Here is a 20,788-nt window from a genome sequence, read left to right as displayed (position 1 = left end):
GCGGTCACCTGGCCGGTCCCACGGATTCCAGCCGGCGGGACAGGACCTCGGCGCCGGGGTGACGCAGGTCGGCGAGAATCGGGTGCTGCGGACCGTCAGGCACGCGTATGCCGCACGCTACGACGGGTCGGGTGGCTTGGTCGTGGTCGATGAGAACGGTACGCCCAGCTGGCTTCCCGCCGGCGCCTGACGATCCAGCCTCGACTGACGCTGTTGCACTGAGCGATCGGTTGTCGCGGTGTCGCCTGGCCAGGCGATCAGGCGCTCGGGCGAGGGCCGCATGTCCGCACCATGACAACGCAGGCGGCTGATCGAATCACCTCGCGGTGCGTCTCGGCCATTTCCAGGCGATCTGCTGCACCAAGAGAGTGAGAACACCGGCGACGACGATCGCAGCGAGGTTGATCGCCAACTGCAGAGCTGATCCGTACGCCTCCTCGCGTACGCCATAGGCGAGAGCCACGGCGGCGTTGGCGGCGGCAGGCACCGTGGTCACCGAGATCAGCACCCCGACGAGGGTTCCGGCCTTGGCCGACGTCAGTGACAGGATGCCGGCGATACCACCGAGGAACCCGATCACCCAGGACAGGGCGTCGGGGCGCCAGATGAAATCGGTCAGAGGGCGCGGCTCCAGCAGCATCGACTTGTCCACCAGCCCGGCCGCGGTCAGCAGCCACACCGCGCCCACGGTGACGAGCATGCCGACCGGGAACCCGACCGCCAACGCGAGCACGGACCGGCGGAACAGCGTGAACTTACGCTGCACGAGGCCGACACACATAGCCGCGAGAGGCCCGAACTCCGGACCGACAACCATCGACCCGACGATGAGAATGGGCTGGTCCAGCAGCACCCCGACGGCGGCGATGACCGTGGCGACACTCATGAAGGTCAAGAACGATGCCGACAGAGCGGTCTCCTCGCCCGTCTGATGCTCGATCTCGTGCCACACCACCGCGTCGACACCCAGCCCCGGCGTACGGCGCGCGGCTCGATCGGCGGCGGCGGACAGCGTGGCGTCCACCTTCTCCACGACGATGGCACCGTCACGGTCGACTCCCAGAGCCCGGAGACCGTCGAGCACCTTGCTGGCGCCCTCACGGACGACATCGAACTCCACCACGTCACCAGCCGGGGCCTTCGCCGCACCGGGCAGCACGATCAGGTGGGTGACCGCCTCATCACCGGTCAACTGCTGTTGCACGCGTACGCTCACCGACGGCGGGGCAATGACCCTGACATGCAGCATGGACGGCCCCTTACGATCTTCACGATCCGGGAAGTCTATGGCCGCACCGCCCCGGCCACGGCGGGCGCCACTCGCCGACCTGACTGTTACCCACGCCACCACCAGTACGGGGAAGCGAGCGATGCAAACCAGCGACGAGATAGGGGCGTCCAGCACCGAGCCCAGAGAACCCGCGTACGCGATCCCGGCGGTCGTGGATACGCCAGCGCAGCGGGAACACCGTGACGGAGCCCTGCCGACATGGTTGCTCAAGCACCAGGTGCAGCCGGTAGGCCCGGCCGCCGGCGAGGCGCACGCCGAACAGCACGCCTGGTGGAAGGTGATGTGCCTGACCGGCGTCGACTACTTCTCCAGCCTCGCCTACGTGCCGGCGATCGCGGCGGCCGCAGCCGGTGCCGTGTCCCCGCTGGCCACCCTGCTGATCGTGGCGTTGACCCTGTTCGGAATGCTGCCGATGTACCGGCGCGTAGCCGAGGCGAGCCCACACGGCGCCGGGTCGGTGGCCATGCTGGAGAGGTTGCTGCCGTTCTGGCGCGGCAAGATCTTCGTCCTCGTGCTACTCGGTTTCGTCGCCACCTCCTGGATCATCACGATCACCCTCTCCGCCGCAGATGCCAGCCTGCACGTACTGGAGAACCCCCACGCCCCGCAATTCCTGCACGGTCACGCCGTCGCACTCACCGTGGTCCTGCTACTTCTGCTGGGTGGGGTGTTCCTGCTCGGCTTCAGCGAAGCCGTCAGCGTCGCCATCCCGCTGGTCGCGATCTTCCTCGGCCTGAACGCCGTGATCATCGCCGTCGGCGTCTCCGAGATCGTCACCACGCCCGGTACCTGGTCGGCGTGGACCACTGCACTCACCTCCGGCGGCGGCGGGGCCGGTGACCTGATCGTGCCCGCCCTGCTCGCCTTCCCCTTGCTGGTACTCGGCTTGTCCGGATTCGAGACCGGCGTGAGCATGATGCCGCTGGTCTCCGCCAGCGGCGCAGACCAGGAGCAGCGGCTGCGCTCACGTATTCACAACACCCGCAAACTGCTCACCGGTGCCGCGCTGATCATGAGCGTGTACCTGCTGGCGAGCAGCTTCGTCACCACCCTGCTGATCCCCGCCGCCGAGTTCGCCGAGGGCGGCGGCGCCAACGGCCGCGCCCTGGCGTGGCTGGCCCACGAGCAGCTCGGTGAGGGCTTCGGCACCGTCTACGACATCAGTACCGTGCTGATCCTGTGGTTCGCCGGTGCGTCGGCGATGGCTGGGCTGGTGAACATCGTGCCCCGCTACCTGCCCGGCTACGGCATGGCCCCGGCGTGGGGCCGCGCCGTGCGGCCGGTCGTCATCGTCTACACGATCATCAGCATCGCCATCACCATCGCGTTCGACGCCGACGTCGACGCGCAGGCCGGCGCGTATGCCACGGGCATCCTCGCCATGATGGTCTCCGGAGCATTCGCGGTCACCATCACCGTCCTCCGCGCCCGACAGCACCTCGCCGGTATCGGGTTCGGGCTGCTCACCGCCATTCTCAGTTATGCGCTGGTCGAGAACGTCATCGACAAGCCCGACGGCATCACCATCTCGGCGATGTTCATCGCCGGCATCGTCGTCGTGTCGCTGATCTCCCGGGTGTCACGCACCACCGAACTACGCGCCGATCGCATCGAGTTCGACGACAACGCCCGCCGGTTCATCACCGACACCCTCGCCCACGACAAACGGATCAACCTGATCGCCAACCGTCGGCAGGCCGGCGACGCCGCCGAGTACGCCGGTAAGGAACGCGAACAGCGCAGTAACAACCCGGTCCCCGGCAGCGCCGACGTGATTTTCCTGGAGATCGACGTCGTCGATCCGTCCGCGTTCAGCGACACCCTGACCATCCGCGGCGTCGAGGTCGACGGTCACCGGGTGCTACGTGCGGAAGCTCCCGCCGCACCGAACGCAATCGCCGCGATCCTGCTCGCGCTGCGCGACAGCACCGGGGTACGCCCGCACTGCTACTTCGCCTGGGCCGAAGGCAGCCCGGTGGTGCACATGTTCCGGTACTTCCTGCTCGGTCGCGGCGACACCGCACCCGTAGCCCGCGAGATCATCCGGGAGCACGAGCCCGAGCAGGACCGCCGCCCCGGCATCCACGTCGGCGCGTGAGCAAGCCCGCAGATCTCGTCGCTGAGAGCCGACGGCTGCCGCGACCGTTACGCAGCCGGACTGGTGACCGACCACTACCGGCGTCGTGACCGATGAGACGCCACTCAACGCCGAGGGCGCGCCCTCGTGGCGTCGGGTCGCTGCGGCATCTCACCGAGCACGTCGACGAACAGGGCTTCGCGCAGCGCCACCTCGCGCGGGTCGTCCCATAGGTGGAAGCCGAGCCGGTTCATGGCGTAGGCGAAGCCGATACCCGTGTCCGGGTCGGCGAACCCGAACGAGCCGCCCAGGCCCATCGTCCCGAACGCTGTGCCGGAGGAGGATCCGAACCGGAAGGCGGGGAACGGCTTCACATATCCCAGCGAGTACTGGGAGGGCAGGCGCAGCACCTGATCGGCGAGTCCCCGGGACGGCGCTTCCGCTGGGCTCTTCAGTGCGTCGAGCGTCGACGCGGTGAGCCCGAGCCCGGCGCCACCGGCGGCGGCATCGCCGTAGAGCCGCGCGATCGATCCCACCTGGCCGATACCGTTGACCGCCGGGATCTCCGCGGCCTGCACGTCGGGCCGGTTGATGTTCTCCGGGACGCCGAGCACCCGCGGGTTCTGGAACGCGCGGGCGGTCAGGCTCCACGGATTCGAGAACGCCAAGGCGAAGGCTGGTGGCATCGCGGTGATGTGCAGCATCATCTCCCAGGTCCGGAAGCCGTGAATCCGGGCGATGCGCCTGCGATCGGCGTGTTCCGGCAGGCCGATGTGGAACTCGAGGTCCAGGGGCGCGGCCACCTCCTCGGCGAAGAATCGGCCCAGGTGGCGGCCCTGCGGGTCGATCCGGCTGACGAGTTCGCTCTCGTACCAGCCGAGTGTCTGCCCGTGATAGCCGTGCCGCTCACCCGGTGTCCACGCCGGCCGCTGTTCGGCCAGGGCCGCGGCCAGGGTCGCCGAGCCGGACAGGTCGGTCAGGTTGAGCGGGCGGTCGATCACCGGTAGGCCCGCCTGGTGCGACAGCAGCTGACGAACCGTGACCTCGGCCTTGCCGGCGGCTGCGAACTCGGGCCAGTAGGTGGCCACCCTCTCGTCGTAATCCAGCAGCCCGCGGGCGTGCAGCACGGCGACCGCCATCGACGACACACCCTTGCTCGTTGAGAAGACCGGCACCATCGTGTCGTGTTCCCACGGATCGCGGGTCACACCGTCGCGGTAACCGCCCCACAGATCGACAACCTTCCGGCCGTCGCGATAGACGACACAGGCAGCGCCGATCTCTCGCCCCTGCTCGAAGTTGCGCCGGAACGCATCGGCGACCGGGCCGTATCCATGCTCCACATCACCACGGACCATGTCCGACGGCACCTGAACTCTGAGCCCCACTCGATCTCTCCTCATTCGCAAGACACCGAACGGTGCCATCCGGTGCGGGGACGTACCAGGGATCGGTAGTCCCTTGGCTCATGCCTAAGATCACGAAGTGAACCGCGACGAGTTGGCAGACTTCCTGCGACAGCGCCGGGCGGCCCTCACCCCAGCTCTCCGCACAACCCGCCGAACCCGTGGTCTCCGGCGTGAAGAGGTCGCCGAGCGCGCCTACATCTCGATCGACTACTACACCCGACTCGAGCAGCGGCGCGGCCCTCGACCATCACCGGAGGTGGCGTCGGCGCTCTCTCGGGCACTTGACCTGACCGTTGACGAGCGCGACCACCTGTTCCACCTGATCGGCCACAACCCGCCCCAGCAGACCGAGGAACTCGACCGGGTCGATCCGGGCCTACGCCGAGTGCTGAACGCGCTCGACAGGAATCCCGCGATGGTCATCTCGAACCTGGCCCACACCCTGCTGCAGAACCGGCTCTGCCTGGAATTCTTCGGTGACCAGACGCAATACACGGGTCTGGCCCGAAGCGGCTACTTCCGGTGGTTCATGATGCCGGAGGAACGCAGCAGCTATCCCGAAGACATCCACGCGGCCCAGAGCGCGACCTTCGCCGCCAGCGTCCGGGCCGCGGCGGACCTCGAACCCGATCCGACCGAGGCCGAGCAGATCATCACTACGCTGCTGGCCGAAAGCACCGAATTTCGCGGCCTGTGGGACAACCACGACGTACGCCTCTGCCGTCAGGAGACCACGTCACTGCTGCACCCGACGGCGGGCCGGGTGGACTTCGACTGCGAGGTCATCTTCAGCCACGACCGGCGGCAGCGGATGCTCGTCTTCACCGCACGCAACGGCAAGGACCTGAGCAACCTGGTCACCTCCGGTCGGCTGGGCGACATCACGGGCTGATGAGCGGGCGCCCGCTCATCAGCCCGTCGAGCCCTCTCGCAGCCCTGGGGCTAGGAAGTGAAGGTCACGTACGCCCAGCTGCCGATGGTCGTGGCGTTCAGGGTGTCGCCCGAGGAGGTCCGCACGTACGACGACCGGATTCGCAGGCGCAGTCCCTTGTCGTGCGGCGGGCCCAGGGTCACCCGCGAGCGACCGTTCGCTGCGAGCGTGAAGTACTCCGCGCCGGCGTCGCGGCACTTGCCGTTCGCGTACACCTCCAGCTCCAACCGCTGGGCACGCCCCTTGTACGCCGTCATCAATATCTCCTGCAGGAACGCTAGGCGGCATCCCGCCGGTCCAGCCACTTCAGAATCGCCTCGGTCGTTTCCTCCGGCCTCTCCTGCTGGATCCAATGACCGCAGTCCAGACTGACAACGTCCACATTCGGCACGAATTCCGGCAGTCTTTCAGCCCTCGCGACCGTGTCGCGGTCGCCGTAGATCATGAGGGTGGGCTGCCGGATGATCGGGTCCACGTCCGCCAGCAGGAGCCAGTTGCGGTCCAGGTTGCGGTACCAGTTGATTCCGCCCGCGAACCCTGTCGATTCGAAGGCGGAGACGAAGACAGCCAGTTCGCTGTCACTCATGACGGGCTCACCGAGTGGAATTTTCGCTCTGGCGAGGTTGATCAACGCATTTCCCGGCTGGGGCTCTGCGAGGGGCATGTTCTTCCGGTACAGGTTCCGAAGGAACTGGAACGTGTTCTCCTTGAACACGGCGTCCGCGACGCCCGGCTGCCGGTTGAAGTGGACGAAGTAGAAGTCGCGGCCGAGCACGGCTTCCATGACCTCGATCCAGGGCATTTCTCCACGCTCAAGGTACGGCAGGCTCAGGTTGATCACTTTGTTGACCCGGTTCGGGTGCAGCAGGGTCAGGCCCCAGACGACGGCTGCACCCCAGTCATGGCCGACGAAGGTGGCATCGTCGTAGCCGTAGTGATCGAGCAGTGCGACGAGGTCGCCCGACAGGTGTGCGATGTCGTAGTCGGTGACTTCGGCCGGGCGGGACGAGTTGCCGTAACCCCGCTGGTTCGGGACGATGACGTGGTAGCCCGCTGCCGCGAGGGCGGGCATTTGATGGCGCCAGGAGAAGGCGTGCTCCGGCCAGCCGTGGCAGAGCACGATGGGGTTCCCCGCGTTCTGCCGGCCGGCTTCGAAGACTTCGAGTTCCACACCGTTGACCGAAACGCGGGTGGGCTCGGGAAAATCAATTGTCATGCCGGCATCTTGCCGACCGAAACCGGTCACCTCCTGACCGGTTTTTGCGGAAGTGTTGTCGGAGTGCGAGCCGACCGGTTGATGGCCATCCTCCTTCTGCTGCAACATCGCGAGCAGGTGACCGCGGCGGAGGTCGCCCGAGAGTTGGAGATCTCCGAGCGCACCGCCCGCCGCGACCTCGACGCCCTTGGCATGGCAGGCGTCCCGGTGTACTCCATGCAGGGCCGAGGCGGTGGCTGGCGCCTCGTAGGCGGCGCCCGCACCGACCTGTCCGGGTTGACCGCGGGTGAGGCCCGCGCCCTGTTCCTTGTCGCCGGCCCTGCCTCGTCCGTGACGCCGGCGGTGAAAGCGGCGCTGCGCAAGCTCGTCCATGCCCTGCCGGAGCCGTTCCGGTTGCAGGCCGAGGCGGCAGCGTCGTCGCTCGTCATGGATCCGCAACGATGGGGGTCGAGCCGGATCGAACCCCGACCGCCTCGCTTCCTCGACGACCTCCAGGACGCGGTGATCCGCGGCGTCCAGGTCCGGCTCGGCTACGTCGACCGCGAAGGTACCGAAACCGAGCGAACCGTCCATCCGCTGGGCATCGTCGCCAAAGGCCCGTCGTGGTACCTCGTCGCCACCACCGAGGCCGGTCGGCGGACCTTCCGGATCGACCGCGTGTCCGCTGTCGACCCGACCGGCGATCCCGTGCACCGGCCCGAGGACTTCGACCTTGCCGAGAGCTGGCGCGCAATCGCGGACGAGGTCGACCGCAAACGAACACCCCTCGAGGCTCAGGCGGTATGCGCGCCCCACGGGATAGGCGTGCTCCGGATGGGGTTCGGCAGTCGGCTCGAGGTGGGAGGTTCCAGAACCGACGGCCGCATCGAGGTCGTGATCCGCGGCAACGACGAATACATACTCGCCGGCGAGCTTGCCGGACTGGTCGAATGGATCGAGGTGACCGGCCCTCCGGGTGTGCGAGACCACCTGGCCTCGATCGGCAACGCGCTCGTCGAGCGATACGGCCAAGACCAGCACGGTCGTCGTACGGCGAAGCGACAACCGAGGTCATCGGGCTCAACAGCACCGATGAACTCGGGTTCGGGTGGGCGGGTGCAGTAGCCGTTACCGAGGTCCCGAAATCGACAGGGCCTACCCGGTCGGCGGATGTCTGGTGCAGGTTCTGCGCCGCCTCGGCCAGCGGTCTGCCCTGAGGATCGTTTTAGCTGCTCGTCCGACGTGCCACGAACATCGTCGCGATCAGGCAAGCTATGAGGAGAGGGCTGGCCGCGTGAGCCACCTTGCATCGGCGGGAGACTAAAACATGCAGGGCACAGCTGGCAGTTCCGGAACACCGTGCCATCCGGCTGCGGGGATCACCCAACTGGTACACGTCGCCCGGCAACCGATCTTCGATGTTCAGGGCGTCGTGGTCGGCTACGAGCTGTTGTTCCGTGGCCGGATGGATGAGGTGGAGGCCTCCCAACGAGGCACGTACGCCACCAGTCAGGTCATCGTCACTACGTTCACCGAATTCGGCCTGCCCGAGGTGGTACGCGACCGGCTGTGCTTCATCAACATGACCAGAGAATTTCTCGTCGGTGATCTGGCTCTGCCGTTCGGGCCGGAGCAGGTGGTGCTGGAGGTCCTGGAGTCGATCACGATCGACGACAAGGTGCTCGACGGGGTCACCGCCCTGGTCGAGGCCGGGTACCGCATCGCGCTGGACGACTTCGTGTGGGGCCTGGGCCACGACAAGCTGTTCGGGATGGCGTCGTACGTGAAGCTCGACATGCTCGACGGCGACCTCTCGCAGCTGGAGCACACCGTCGCGGTCTGCCGGCAGTATCCGCAGATCCAGCTCGTCGCCGAGCGGCTCGAGACCGATGAGCACCTCGCCCTGGCCGATCGGCATCGGTGCGAACTGCGGCAGGGGTACGCGTTGAGCCGTCCGCACGTCTTGACGACCTCCACCCTGTCGACGTCGAACCTGCGCCGGCTGGAGCTGCTGGCGCTGATGTACGCCGCCGAAGCGGACATGGAGCGGGTCTGCGAGCTCATCTGTACCGACCCGGCACTGGCGATGCGCGTACTGCGCGCCAGCAACAGCGCCGCAGCCGGCCTCCCGCAACGCCTGTCGTCGGTACCGCAGGCCGTGGTCCTGCTCGGGATCGCCCGCATCCGTCAGTGGGCCGCCCTCATGATCACCACCGAGGTCACCGGCGCTTCCGAGGACCAGCTGGCCCAGGCCCTGGTCCGTGGCCGGTTCTGCCACCGCCTGGCATCAACGTTTGCGGTCGTACCGGAAACGGCCTTCCTGTTCGGCCTGCTCACCGGCGTCGCTGATCTGCTCGGCATGCCCCGAGCCGACCTCGCCGACCAGATGCCCCTGGCCGACGAGGTCGCGGCGGCTCTGCGCGGCGATGCCGAGAGCCCGCTCAACCGGGTATTGCACGCTGTCGAGGCTTACGAAGCGGGCGACATCGAGGCCTTGGCGGAGGCCCCGGTGCCGCTGACCGATCTCGGACCGACCTATCTGCACCTACTGCGCTGGTCCAATCAGCTTCTGTCAGCCGTTCAAGACTGACGAACGCCAGACGCTGGGACCACGGGCTGCTGACGCGCCGGCCGAGCTGGGTGCAGATATCGAGCTTGGCGAGGTGCCGGTAGCTGGATTCTGGCCTGTCGTTCGGCGGCGCTGTGCCCGCCAGGTGGGTCAGGCGGCCGCGGCGCAGTCGATGCCGGGGTCCATCCCGGCGCCGTGGGGGTGGCCGAGCGTGGGTGCCGGGCCGCTCAGCGGATGCCGGCCGTCGGGTGTTGGCCGGTGAGGCAGGTGTGGACGGCGCGGAGCAGGTCGGCGGTGACGAAGGGCTTCTGCAGCAACTCGGCGGCGTTGGTGATCAGTTGCTGGTCGGTGAGCTGCCCGTCGCTGTAGCCGGACATGAACAGCACCGGCAGGTCCGGGAACCGTTGGCGGGCTTGCTGGGCGAGTTGGCGTCCGGACATGTGCGGCATGATCATGTCGCTGAGCAGCAGGTCGACGTGGTGGTCGGCGAGCAAGGACAGGGCTTCGGCGCCGCCGCTCGCGGTCAGCGCCGCATAGCCGTGGGCGTTCAGGGCCCGTTGGATCACGGCGCGCAGGGCGTCTTCGTCATCGACGACCATGATGACCTGCCCGGTGCCGTCCGGTGCCAGATCGGGCTCGGCAGTCTCGGCGGAGGTCGCGGGGTTGTCGGCGAGGGGCAGGTAGAGGCGGATGGTGGTGCCGATGCCGACCTCGGAGTAGATGTTGAGCCCGCCGCCGGCCTGGGTGACGATGCCGTACACAGTAGCCAGGCCCAGACCGGTGCCCCGGCCCTTGGGTTTGGTGGTGAAGAACGGTTCGAGGATGTGCCGGGTCACCTCACGACTCATCCCGACACCGGTGTCACTGACCAGCACCCGTGCGTACGAGCCCAAGGGCAGGGCTGGTTGCAGGTCGATCGCGGTGTCATCGAGGTCGGTGGTGCCGACCTCGATGATCAAGGTGCCGCCGTCGGGCATCGCGTCGCGGGCGTTGAGGACCAGATTCAGCAAGGCTTGGTCGATCTGACCGCGGTCCGCGTTGATCACTGCAGGGTGCGATGCCGGCCTCGCGATCAGGGTGATGTCCGCGCCGATGGTGCGTTCCAGCAGGTTCTGCGCGTCGGCGACGACGGTGTTGAGGTCAAACCGCCGGGTCGAGGCGGGTTCGCCGCGGGCGAAGACGAGCAGCTGACGGGTAAGCGCGGTGCCCCGTTCCGCGGCGGTGCGGATCTTCTGCGCGTCGGCGCGGACGGCATCGCCGGTGTCGCTGACGTCGATGATGAAGGCGCTGTAGTTCAGGATGATCGCGAGCAGGTTGTTGAAGTCGTGGGCGATCCCGCCGGCGAGGTGTCCCAGGCTTTGCAGCCGCTGGGCGTGCTGTGAGCGTTCCGCGAGGTCGCGGCGTTCGGCCTCCGCCCGCATCCGGTCGGTGATGTCACGGGTGATCGCGGAGGCACCGGTGACCGTGCCGTTGTCGTCGCAGATCGGGGAGATGCTCACCGATACGTTGAGTACGGTGCCGTCCTTGCGTACCCGCCGGGTTTCGTAGTGGTCGATGTGCTCCCCGTCGGCCAGCCGGGCCAGGATGCCGACGAGTTCGGCGCTTTCTTCCGGCAGCGTGATCAGGGTGATGTTGCGGCCGATCGCCTCGTCCGGGCGGTAGCCGTACATGCGCTGCGCGCCGGGGTTCCATGCGGTGATCGTGCCGTCCAGCGTCTTGGCCACGATCGCGTCGTCGGAGCCGTCCACCACGGCGGCGAGCACCCGCTGGGCTTCCCCGGCACGCTTGCTCTCGGTGATGTCGCGGCAACTCGCCGCCGCGCCGCAGACCGCACCGGTGGCATCTCGTAACTGCCAGAAACTCGCCGACACGTCCAGCCGGGTGCCGTCGCGGCGCACCGCCCGGGTCTCATAGTGACCGGTGACCTCACCGCGTCGGATGCGGGCGAACAGGGCCGGCAGGCTCGTCATCCCCGCACGGGGGGTGATGATCGCGATGTTCGTGCCGATCACCTCGTCCGCGCGGTAGCCGAACATCCGTTGCGCCCCGGAGTTCCACGACTCGATCGTCGCCTCCAGGTTCATCGCGATGACCGCGTCGTCGGAACACTCGACCACCGCGGCCAGCATCCGGCGTCCCGCCTCAGCCTTCGCCGCAGCCGCCTGAAGCACCTGACGCCGATGAGCAACGATCACGCTGAGCACCGTGGCCCCGACCAGCGCCACACCGCTCTGCACGTGGAGCGCCGAAATCATCGTCTCGCCGGCACCCCACGTCAGGCCGATCGACCACAGCAACGCATATCCACCGACCCCAGCGACCGCCCGTGAACCCGCCGCCACCGCAGCCAGACACGGACCGACCGCAAGCAGACCCACCGCCGCGTTGTCGACACCGAAAACGATGTCGGTCACCGCCAAAGCGGTGACCGCTGCCACCGCCGTGCCCACCAGCAACGCGTGTCCCGTAGCAGGCCGGGCCTCGACAAAATTGTCGATTGCACCGCCCATCCTGTCCGGCAGCTTCTTCACGAGGTCATCCCCATTTGGTGAACAGCAGACTCATCAGCTACCCACCACCTAACACCGGGTGGCAGCCCGGCGGCGCTCTTCGGCCGACTTCGCATCACCCTGCCCCTGGCGTCGGCCCGATCTGCGCGGTGACCCCGCAACCGATGACCTGATCGACTGGACCGGGATGGCTCAGTAGGTGTAGGTGACGGGCACACCTGCAAGAACGGCAAGGACCCCGACGAGGACGAACGGATCGGTCCGGCGAAACGTGGCAGGCCCTTACAAACATAATCTGTGGCATGAAAGTGCTTTTAACGCCAAACACATTGAGCCGGCCGCTCTCAAGCGGTCAGCGCACGGCCCCGCGGGACCGGGACTGAGTCGAAAATAGACCCTTCCCAGTACGGCAGCCGCCATTCGTGAGGTGACCTCGGATCCCGCGGGAAGAGGACGACCATCGCAAAATCGATCGAGTAGCGAGACCACCGGACGAGTGTGGCGGCTCCGCGTTCCGACAGGTCTCGTTCAACCGCACAACGGGAGGACGGGAGGAAGCGAACCCGTCCCGGCCGACCCGATCATCGAAAGTTACGGGCCAGCCAGCGGTATACGGAAATAGTCAGAACATCTTGTTCGTCATGCCCGTGTACGCCTCGGATCGCGCCCACAGTTCGCGGCCCACCGCCGGGTCGGGCGTTGCTTTCGACAGTTCCACCCGCTTCGGTTTTCCGCGCAGCTCGCCCAGCCCGTCCGGCCCGTAGAGCTGCCCGCCCACCGCGGCCTACTCTCCCTGGTCAGCGATGTCCGTCGATTCTTCTGCTGGACTACGACCCCACCTCGTCGAAGCCGTTGCTCGGCAGTCGAGTTCCTGGGATGTCTCTCAGCTGCAGAAGCCGGTGCTTTTCGGGATGTCGTACGTGGCACAGTCGAATGAACTTCCCTCGCCCCTCGACGTCCATGTCTCCGTGGAGTCGGAGAACTTGAACAGGAACTGCCCGTCGCCCTGCTGGGCCTTGTCGGCAGCGATGATGCCGGCGACGGCCCAGCCCTGGGAACACTTGATGCTGGACTTGTCGATCCGGAAACCGGCGTCCAGCTTCATCAGCTTTTCGAGAGTGGCCGCCGGAGCCGGGCAACCGCCGTCGCCGGGGTCGCTGGTCGGGGTGGAGGAAGGGGCCCCACCCGTAGCGGCGGGCGCCTGATTGGTCACGGGTGCCGCTGTCGACGCACCGGTCGACGAGCTGCAACCGGTCAAGGCCAGCACCGTGGCGCTGGTGAGCGCGACGAAGGCGTGGGTACGCAGACGCATCAGATTTCCTGTTCCTTCGCTTCGAGTAATCAGCGCTGGGCACAGTGCCCAGCAGGTTGTGCCGTGGCTTCTCCGGTTCCGCCACGTCCGGACCGTCGCTGAGCCGGTCAGCGATGATCACATTCGTGAATACGCAGTCCGGCTCGGAAGTTGCCGCCCGAGGTCTGCAGTGTCGACGGTGTTGTCCACTGTCGTGTGCGCGGATGACCGATGCCCGCCGGTGACGTTCCTGTCGCGCAGGGGATCGCGCGCCGGTTCGGCCCGAGCGTGCGCCGACGACGGCAGTCCCACCGCGCCGGTGACGCGAATAGCCCCTATATAGAACTAGGACTAGCTGTATAGAGTACGGACATGGCAGCTCTACGGTTGACCACGCCACGGGTTCTGGTGTTACAGGCCCTGCTAAAGGACCCCGCCCTCGAGCGCTACGGCCTCGACCTCGCCCACCATGCCGGGCTCGAACCGGGCACGATCTACCCGATCCTGGTCGCCTTCGAGACGGCCGGGTGGCTGCGCAGCCGGGACGAGGACATCGACGTACACGCCGAAGGACGCCCCCGACGCCGCTACTACCAGCTCACCCCGGCCGGCGTCACGGCGGCTCAGGAGTCACTGGCCAGAGCCGCCCGGCGGAGCAAGTCTCGGCCCGCCACCGAAAAGCTCGCCTGGTGAGCGCCATGGAATCGACGCCCGCCACCGCGACCACCGGTCTGCGTCCCGTCGACAACACCGTCGTCTCGCTGCTGTGCCTGCTGCTCCCGGCCGACTTCCGGGCACGCCAACGCGGCGAATGGGCCGGCGACCTGCTGGCGATGGCCCACGCCGATCCCGCCGCCCGGCGGCGCTACCTGATCGGCGCCGCCCGCACCCTACCCAGCCTGCACGCCGCGATCCGCCGCCACCAGACCCCGGCCACCGAGGTCCCGGCCGGCGTCCAGGCGACACTGGCCCGCATCCTGCTCTACGGCATGGCCTGGCCGATCCTGTGCTGGCTGCTCTGGGTCCCCGCCCGCTACCTCATTGCCTACCACCTGGGCAGTACCGAAGGAACCGGGCCCATCGACCAGAGCACAGTCTGGCCGCTCGAGAGCACACCGAAGTGGCTGATAATCCGATGGGCTTCTCTGGAACAATATTCGTTGCGCGCTCGGCGACATCACTTGCTACGTCGCCGGCCCTGGGCGGTGTGCCGGTGCTCGACGAAGTGGAATTCGCGAACAACTGGCGCGTGGCCTGGCTCGACGGGGATCCCGACAACCTCTTGCAACAACTGGTGAACGCCACCGGCGCTCCAGCGATGGAGGTTTTCGTATTCGACAGCGATCTGGCCGACATTCAAGCCAACAGCCCGGCTGGAACATACTGGCACACCAGATTGCATCCCGCAGTTGCTGAGGAATTCGGAATTCCCCCACTGGAACAGACCGTCGAGCAAATTCTCGTTCTGATCGAACAATGGTCTCGCGAGGCCGGTTTCGAGGTTGACCGGGAGGCGGTTCGCCATTCCCTTTCTGGTCGCGAGATAACCGTCGAGGATACCCTGCTCGCCTTCCTTCGAACCCTGAACATCAAACAGGATCAATAGATATGCGCTTCCGTGACACCACGCCGCGAGGGTCGGGTCGCCCGAAGGAATCTCACCTCCGGGCTCCCACGGAACGGAGCATGACTGTGCGGGTTGTGGGTGCCGAAACCTCATCCACGCTGGTCACGGTCATCTTTGATCACCGAGACTACGGGGCTGGTGTCGACACGGATCCTCTCGGCTGAAGCGCGTGTACCGTGCCAAAATCCCGCACATGGCTGTGAGCTGGCATCTTGAAGATCGCATCAGGCTGCCCGGCGATACTCGTTGATCACGCCGCCGAGGCGTTGCCGGCGCCGCACCGAAGCGTCCATGGCGATGACGACGGCCTGGTCGTGGATCGGTGGCAACTGTTACGGCCTTGATACGGGCGGCGATTGTTGAAGTGGTCCACGTACTCGAGCACGATCCGGCGGCAACCCACCTGGCGCCGGATCCGGCGCAGGCCCGCCCGGGGCAGCCTCGTGAAACGGATGTTCGCGGCACAGCCGGACGGGCTGCCCACCGTCCGCAGCCATCACCACACCGCGGTGACGCCAGCTCCCTCGCATACGGATCCACGGCGACCGCCGTCGCCACCGGATACACACCGGACTACGGCGACGCGACATTGTCCCGGCACCCGCAGACGGCTCGCCCTGTGCCGGCCACCGGCTCGCGCCAGGCACGGCATGCACGGCCCGGTGGCAGCCGACCGGGATGACAAACATCCCGAAGAAGTCACGCACAGTGATCGGTGCGGGCTACGGGTCGGGCCGCGGTTCGCGTGGGGAAAGTCCTGCCCAACCCCACATTCCACTATGGACGGAACACGTTTGCGACACGCGATCACCATCCGATCACCACGGTCCTACTTCGTGGGAAAATCGGAGCCGAAAATGGGAAAGAAGAAGGCCGTGACCTTTGTTTCTGCTGGTCACAGCCTTGATCGTTTGTGCGCCCGAAGGGACTCGAACCCCTAACCTTCTGATCCGTAGTCAGCATCCCAATCAGAAGCGCTCAGGACCACTTCGACATCTCCGAGCAACGGCTTCAGTACCTCCAAATGGTGCCCGATTTAGTGCTACTCGTCAAGAATCGGATACTGTCAATCCAGGCATCTCGTATAATGAGAATCAAGGGTAGCGGCGAGGCAGTCCTGCCGCCAGAATCTCCCACCACGAACGGGATCCACGAGGCACCACGCGAGCTGCGACTCCTCGACTCGAATGCCAGCGGTCGCTGGCATCCTGACCTAATAACCATTACTCAGGGTGATATAAGACCGATGCGCACGGAACCCGGTTGCAGCCCGGCAGCGCGGTAGCCGCAAGGACTGAGTTGCTCCGCTGGAATGGCCTGCCCGCCGCGTAGGATCGAAGCTGGGAGGTGTGGTCATGGCGAGAATGAGCGGTGCTCCGACTGGGGCACGGTATGTCGACCAGCGCAGCTACACCGTTGCCGAGAGCCTGGCAGACCTGCGCGGTCCGACCAGCGGCCTGGTTACCCTGGACCGGTGGCTGGACTGGTCCGGGGACAGCACCTATGACCTGAACGACCCGGGTGATCTCCAAGTGATGTACCAGACGGTGCTGAACCAGGCCGCCACCGACGCCGACCTTCGCCGCTGGCTCGATGGCGCCACGCTAATGCGGCTGTGGCCAACCCTGTGGTTGCCCGCCCGGCTCAGACTGCTGTGGCAGGCCCGTCTACCCGAACTGGTGGCACCTCCAGAAAGGCTGGCCGGCTGAGGTGGATCCCGTCCATCTCCGACTGGCCGAGATCGGGCTACGTGTAGCCGGCCGATACGGATTCGCCCTGGCCGGCGGCTATGCCGTACAGGCCCACGGAATCCTGGCTCGGCCCAGCGAAGACGTCGACCTGTTCACCGCATGGGAACGCCGAGACGAATTCGCCGTCGCGGTCCACGCGGTCGTCGATGCCTTCGCCACCGACGGATACACCGTCGAGGTCACCCAACAGTTCGACACACCAGGTCCCGCAGATCTGAACCACCGCAGGCCAGGCCGAACGCGTCGCCCGATCGAACAACGCAACTGCGCCGCCGATATCATGCCGAAGTGCCCGACAGTCGCCCCCAGCTGATCGCTGAACGATACCGCCTGGTTGGTCAACTCGGCCAAGGCGGCATGGGCCGCGTCTGGGCGGCCCATGACGAGTTGCTCGCCCGCGACGTGGCGATCAAGGAACTCGTTCCGCCGGCCGGGCTGATCGAGCCGGAGCTGCAGGCACTTCGGCAACGTGCCATCCGTGAGGCACGCGCGATCGCAGCCCTCGACCACCCCAACGTGGTCCGCCTCCACGACGTGATCTTCGACGGCGGAAATCCGTGGATCGTCATGGAACTAGTCCCGTCCCGCTCGCTCTTCGACGCGCTTCGCGCCGACGGCCCGATGGCACCGGACGAGGTCGCCCGCGTCGGCCTGGGCGTGCTGGCCGCACTCATGGCCGCTCACCGTGCCGGCTTGCTGCACCGTGACGTGAAACCGGGCAACGTGCTGCTCGCCCACGACGGCCGGGTGGTACTCACCGACTTCGGCCTGGCCACCGCTGCCGGTGACGCCGCCATGACCAGTACCGGCGTAATCCTCGGCTCCCCGCAGTACATCGCCCCGGAACGCGCTCTCGACGGCGAGATCGGCCCCGCCGCCGACCTCTGGTCCCTCGGTGCGACCCTCTACGCCGCAGTCGAGGGCCGTCCGCCTTATGTCCGTTCGTCCCCGGTGGCCACGCTGGCCGCCCTGGCCACCGAATTGCCGGACCCGCCCGAACGGGCGGGCGTCCTCCGCCACGCCCTCACCGCTCTGCTCCAGCGCGATCCCGCTCGCCGTGCCGACGCCGAGACTGCCCAAAGCCTGCTCCTGGCGGCAACCGTTCCCGGCTCCCCACCGCCCGCCGACGTGCCTCCTTACACGGAACCCACCTTCGCCATCCTGCGGCGGCCGGTCGGCACCCAACCCGGCTCACCGGCGGTCGCCGTCGACCTCGCGGCCCTTCTCTCCGGCACCTCCACCCCGAATCCCGCCACCACCGACGCACCCGCGGCGCTGTCCGTCCCGGTCCCGGTAACCGCTTCGACGCCCGTGACCACGGACGTCGTCGTGGCGCTCGAAGGCCCCGCGCCCGCAGATGCCGCGCAGACCGTTGTGGCGCCGATCGACCCGGCAGGCCCCCCACCCGGCGGGACCGAGCCGGCCACCAGGGAGCTTCCGCAGCCAGAGCGTCCTCGCGCACGCAGGCTCTCTGTTCTTGCCGGACTGCAGGCAGCGGCGCTGCTGCTGATGGCCGGTTTCATCGCGTACCCCCTGATGAACGATGACCCGGACCGGCAGCAGCCGCAAGCGGCCTGGACAGCCTCGACGCCCGGCGTGGCAGACAGCGCCGGCACGCCACGGCCGGCCACCACCAAGTCCCGGCCCCTCCGCCCCAGCGCCACCGCCGCCCCCGGAGTCAGCCCGACCGGCTCGGCCGCCTCGTCCGGGGCGACGAAGAAGCCCAGCACCAAGCCCAGTACCAAGCCCAGCTCCAAGCCCGCCACGGCCACGACGACCACGGAGGCGCCGCCCACCGCGTCCGGAAGCCCGTTCCGGAGCATCGGCACCGGGACATGCCTGCAGGCTTCCGGTACCAGCGGCCGGATCCAGCTTTGGACCTGTAACGACGCTGTCGGTCAGCGCTTCACTCATCCAGCCGACGGCACCCTCCGGGTCCGCGGCAAATGCGTCCAGATCGGCAGCACCGACAACGGCTCCGCCCTGTCCCTGGCCACCTGCACCGGCGCGGTGGCCCAGCAGTGGGATTACAACACCTCGTCCGACCTGGTCAGCCTGTGGGCGTACAAATGCGTGGACGTTACCGAAGCGAGCACCGCCGACGGTGCCCTTGCCCAGATCTGGGATTGCACCGGCGCCGCCCACCAGAAGTGGACCTATTAAGGATCACGCCGGGGTACGGCTACCCGAAGCCCCGTGGCATCCACGCGAGGTCGGCACGGGTCCGGACCGAAACGCGGCCGCCGGGCCGAAGCCGGTGGCCGCGGGTACCGGGACCTGTCCAGAACGACGCCGGTGCCCGGGGCGGTGGTGCTCGGTGACAGCCGAAAACAGTTCACCAAGCACGTCTTCCCGGCGAACTACCTGGCCGTCCTCACCGCTCAGGCCTCGATGCCCGGAACCGGATAGGGCATCCCTCCGGCGTCGAGGCCGAGCAGCAGAGCACCGTGCTCGGCGGCTTGCGTCGGCTCCGGGCGCCGGGTGACGTACTGCTGAAGACGTTGCAGGATGCGCCGTTCCCGATCGCCGGGAGTGCCCGAGGTGGTCTCGCTGAGGTAGACCCGGCCCGGCTCGGTGGCCAGCACCGCGAACCGGGCACCGGCCGCGAAGATCACCTCGTCGGCCCGGTCTGCGTCGACCAGCCCTTCGACCCTACGCCCGGTGGTCGACCAGATGACCAGTTCCTGATGGTCTGGGGGCGTCTGCCGCGGGAATGCACGCGCCGACAGCAACGAGGGTTCGACGAGCACCTGACCGGTGACGTAATCGGTTCCTGCGGCCGGTTGATAGCGGTAGACCGGCGCGCGGCAGGTCGGCAGGCGTAGCAGACCGGCCATCAGACAGGAGATCAACGCGGGGTCCACTGGGGGACGGGAGCCGCGCAGCGCCTCATCAACCACCGAACGGTCGCCGGTGAGGACCGCCCGTACCGCTGTCAGATCGGTGAGCAGGGCCTCGTCCTTGTCGGCGGTCGGCCGCAGACCGGGCAGCCGGGCCAGCATCCGGGTGACCGCCCGCACGTGTGAATCGAATCGCCAGGCCAGCGCGGCCCGCAGACGTTCCCGCTCGGCCGGAAGGCTCTGGTGGTCGGCCGAGCGCAGCCGGTCCGGGAGCGGCATCGGTGCCCCAGGGGAGGACGGGACGGCCGGGCGGTTTTCGGTCACCGGCGCCGTGGCAGGTGGGGTTTCGGCTGCGGGAGCGGATTCGGCGATCGGCGGGGCCGGAGGAACGGGAACAGGCGGCGACTCCGGGGTTGCGGCTGGGCTGTTCTCTGGCGCGTCGGTGGGCACGCGAGGACCGGGCGCGGCGATCGGGGTCGATGAGGGCTCGGGAGCCGGGACTGGCGTGAGCGTGTCGGAGGGCTCGGGGGCAGGGAAGGTTTCGGGTTCGCCGAAGGGCGCGGTGGGCGCGAGGGTAGGGGCTGGTGTGGTGGTTGGGGCGAGTGCGATGTCCGGGTGGAGACGAGTCGGCTCGGGAACGGCGGGCCGAGGAGCCGGCAGCGGCTTCTCGGTTTTTCGGAACGCCGAGAGGGCCATCGAGTGCCCCGGGTCTAGGCCGGGACGAGGCGCCGGTGTTCCGGAGCCCTTCGCATCGGCCGGGTTGTCCGTCGACGCCGCCCCACCGCGGGAGGCCGGAGCCGCGAATGGATCGGCGGGCCCCGGGAGCTCTCGGGGCCCGGAGTTCGCCTCGGAACCGGACCGCGACGGTGCGACGGATGCCGACCCGGCGGCGGGGACGCCCGGGGGCACGAAGGTGACCGGGGCCGTCCGCGGCGTCACGGTCATCGCCGCGTCCGGCATGGCCGGCTCGGTCACCGGGGCGAACAGCGAGGTCGTCCTGGACTCGGCGTCGAAGCGGAACACTCCCGGCGCGATCGGTCGAGCCACCTGCACGCCGTCGCCGGCCGCGATGCGGGGCCGCGTCATGGCCATCGTCGAGTCGGAGCGCCCGAACAGGTCGGCGATGGCGCACCAGCCTGGGTCGGAGCCAGCCTGGTGGGCGTGCATATCGGCGGGCAACGCCTCGGCTGCCAGAGCCACCTGGCCGGGGGCGGTGTCGGCCGGCAGTTGCAGCCGGACTCGGGCTCGGGTCTCGGCCGGTAGGCCGTCCAACAGTTCCCGGGCGGCGGCCCAGAAC

At 67.7% G+C, this 20,788-nt stretch carries 18 protein-coding genes and 1 pseudogene; 11 read left to right on the top strand and 8 right to left on the bottom strand.

The genetic code is table 11. The annotated features are described in order from the left end of the window. Positions 1-316: 316 nt before the first annotated feature. Complete coding sequence (locus BLU81_RS34830) at positions 317-1,249, bottom strand: DUF389 domain-containing protein (protein WP_092551094.1); 933 nt, start codon at positions 1,247-1,249, stop codon at positions 317-319. Positions 1,250-1,370: 121 nt separating this feature from the next. On the opposite strand from BLU81_RS34830, the gene BLU81_RS34825 reads away from it, so the two are divergent. Beyond that, positions 1,371-3,389, top strand: coding sequence for an APC family permease (locus BLU81_RS34825; protein ID WP_092551091.1), 2,019 nt, complete (start codon positions 1,371-1,373; stop codon positions 3,387-3,389). Positions 3,390-3,493: 104 nt separating this feature from the next. Here the strand turns inward: BLU81_RS34825 and BLU81_RS34820 are convergent, their stop codons facing one another. Then, positions 3,494-4,756, bottom strand: a complete 1,263-nt coding sequence (locus tag BLU81_RS34820; protein WP_092551088.1) for a serine hydrolase domain-containing protein — start codon at positions 4,754-4,756, stop codon at positions 3,494-3,496. A gap of 97 nt (positions 4,757-4,853) precedes the next feature. Between BLU81_RS34820 and BLU81_RS34815 the strand changes: the two genes are divergently transcribed. Then, positions 4,854-5,669, top strand: coding sequence for a helix-turn-helix transcriptional regulator (locus BLU81_RS34815; RefSeq protein ID WP_092551085.1), 816 nt, complete (start codon positions 4,854-4,856; stop codon positions 5,667-5,669). Positions 5,670-5,719: 50 nt separating this feature from the next. Here the strand turns inward: BLU81_RS34815 and BLU81_RS34810 are convergent, their stop codons facing one another. Together BLU81_RS34810 and BLU81_RS34805 are read right to left on the bottom strand one after the other, a co-directional pair. Next, positions 5,720-5,965 carry a hypothetical protein gene (locus tag BLU81_RS34810; RefSeq protein ID WP_157751937.1) on the bottom strand — a complete coding sequence of 82 codons (246 nt, stop codon included), beginning with the start codon at positions 5,963-5,965 and terminating at the stop codon, positions 5,720-5,722. A 20-nt stretch (positions 5,966-5,985) separates the two neighbouring features. Beyond that, positions 5,986-7,032, bottom strand: coding sequence for an alpha/beta fold hydrolase (locus tag BLU81_RS34805; protein WP_231953644.1), 1,047 nt, complete (start codon positions 7,030-7,032; stop codon positions 5,986-5,988). Here BLU81_RS34805 and BLU81_RS34800 point away from each other — a divergent pair. Next, the gene (locus BLU81_RS34800) at positions 6,988-8,028 is read left to right on the top strand and encodes a helix-turn-helix transcriptional regulator (RefSeq protein ID WP_092551079.1); all 1,041 of its coding nucleotides are present in this window, start codon (positions 6,988-6,990) and stop codon (positions 8,026-8,028) included. The two genes, BLU81_RS34805 and BLU81_RS34800, sit on opposite strands and share 45 nt — an antisense overlap. Positions 8,029-8,230: 202 nt before the next feature. Further along, positions 8,231-9,493, top strand: coding sequence for an EAL and HDOD domain-containing protein (locus BLU81_RS34795; protein WP_092551076.1), 1,263 nt, complete (start codon positions 8,231-8,233; stop codon positions 9,491-9,493). 206 nt (positions 9,494-9,699) lie between these two features. Here BLU81_RS34795 and BLU81_RS34790 read toward each other — a convergent pair whose 3' ends face one another. The 3 genes from BLU81_RS34790 to BLU81_RS34785 all read right to left on the bottom strand — a co-directional run bounded on the left by BLU81_RS34790 (position 9,700) and on the right by BLU81_RS34785 (position 13,294). Beyond that, a complete protein-coding gene (locus tag BLU81_RS34790) occupies positions 9,700-12,003 on the bottom strand; it encodes a hybrid sensor histidine kinase/response regulator (RefSeq protein ID WP_092551073.1) in 2,304 nt (767 codons plus the stop codon). A gap of 601 nt (positions 12,004-12,604) precedes the next feature. Continuing rightward, a complete protein-coding gene (locus BLU81_RS48805; RefSeq protein ID WP_157751936.1) occupies positions 12,605-12,760 on the bottom strand; it encodes a hypothetical protein in 156 nt (51 codons plus the stop codon). A 105-nt stretch (positions 12,761-12,865) separates the two neighbouring features. Beyond that, the gene (locus tag BLU81_RS34785; RefSeq protein ID WP_092551070.1) at positions 12,866-13,294 is read right to left on the bottom strand and encodes a hypothetical protein; all 429 of its coding nucleotides are present in this window, start codon (positions 13,292-13,294) and stop codon (positions 12,866-12,868) included. Between the two features lie 351 nt (positions 13,295-13,645). Here BLU81_RS34785 and BLU81_RS34780 point away from each other — a divergent pair, with 351 nt between their 5' ends. The 7 genes and pseudogenes from BLU81_RS34780 (at position 13,646) to BLU81_RS48800 (ending at position 19,060) form a co-directional block, all read left to right on the top strand. Further along, positions 13,646-13,966, top strand: a complete 321-nt coding sequence (locus BLU81_RS34780) for a PadR family transcriptional regulator (RefSeq protein WP_172890675.1) — start codon at positions 13,646-13,648, stop codon at positions 13,964-13,966. After that, a complete protein-coding gene (locus BLU81_RS34775) occupies positions 13,963-14,571 on the top strand; it encodes a hypothetical protein (protein ID WP_157751935.1) in 609 nt (202 codons plus the stop codon). The genes BLU81_RS34780 and BLU81_RS34775 overlap by 4 nt, the downstream gene beginning before the upstream one ends. Further along, the gene (locus tag BLU81_RS34770) at positions 14,487-14,879 is read left to right on the top strand and encodes a hypothetical protein (RefSeq protein WP_157751934.1); all 393 of its coding nucleotides are present in this window, start codon (positions 14,487-14,489) and stop codon (positions 14,877-14,879) included. Before BLU81_RS34775 ends, BLU81_RS34770 begins: the two co-directional genes overlap by 85 nt. Before the next feature lie 1,376 nt (positions 14,880-16,255). Beyond that, positions 16,256-16,609 carry a hypothetical protein gene (locus BLU81_RS34765; protein WP_092558055.1) on the top strand — a complete coding sequence of 118 codons (354 nt, stop codon included), beginning with the start codon at positions 16,256-16,258 and terminating at the stop codon, positions 16,607-16,609. Between the two features lies 1 nt (position 16,610). Next, positions 16,611-16,850 (top strand): annotated as a pseudogene (locus BLU81_RS34760) (nucleotidyl transferase AbiEii/AbiGii toxin family protein); the annotation flags it as partial. 89 nt (positions 16,851-16,939) lie between these two features. After that, positions 16,940-18,814, top strand: coding sequence for a protein kinase domain-containing protein (locus BLU81_RS34755; protein ID WP_172890674.1), 1,875 nt, complete (start codon positions 16,940-16,942; stop codon positions 18,812-18,814). Positions 18,815-18,847: 33 nt separating this feature from the next. Further along, positions 18,848-19,060: a hypothetical protein gene (locus BLU81_RS48800; protein WP_157751933.1), complete on the top strand. Its 213-nt coding sequence runs from the start codon at positions 18,848-18,850 to the stop codon at positions 19,058-19,060. Here BLU81_RS48800 and BLU81_RS34750 read toward each other — a convergent pair. After that, the gene (locus BLU81_RS34750) at positions 19,033-20,763 is read right to left on the bottom strand and encodes a hypothetical protein (protein ID WP_157751932.1); all 1,731 of its coding nucleotides are present in this window, start codon (positions 20,761-20,763) and stop codon (positions 19,033-19,035) included. The genes BLU81_RS48800 and BLU81_RS34750 overlap by 28 nt on opposite strands. Positions 20,764-20,788: the final 25 nt, after the last annotated feature.

The organism is Actinoplanes derwentensis (assembly GCF_900104725.1).
In the GTDB taxonomy this organism is placed as follows: domain Bacteria; phylum Actinomycetota; class Actinomycetes; order Mycobacteriales; family Micromonosporaceae; genus Actinoplanes; species Actinoplanes derwentensis.
Note: the sequence above shows the minus strand (reverse complement) of the source record. Positions and strands in the feature narration are given on the sequence as shown.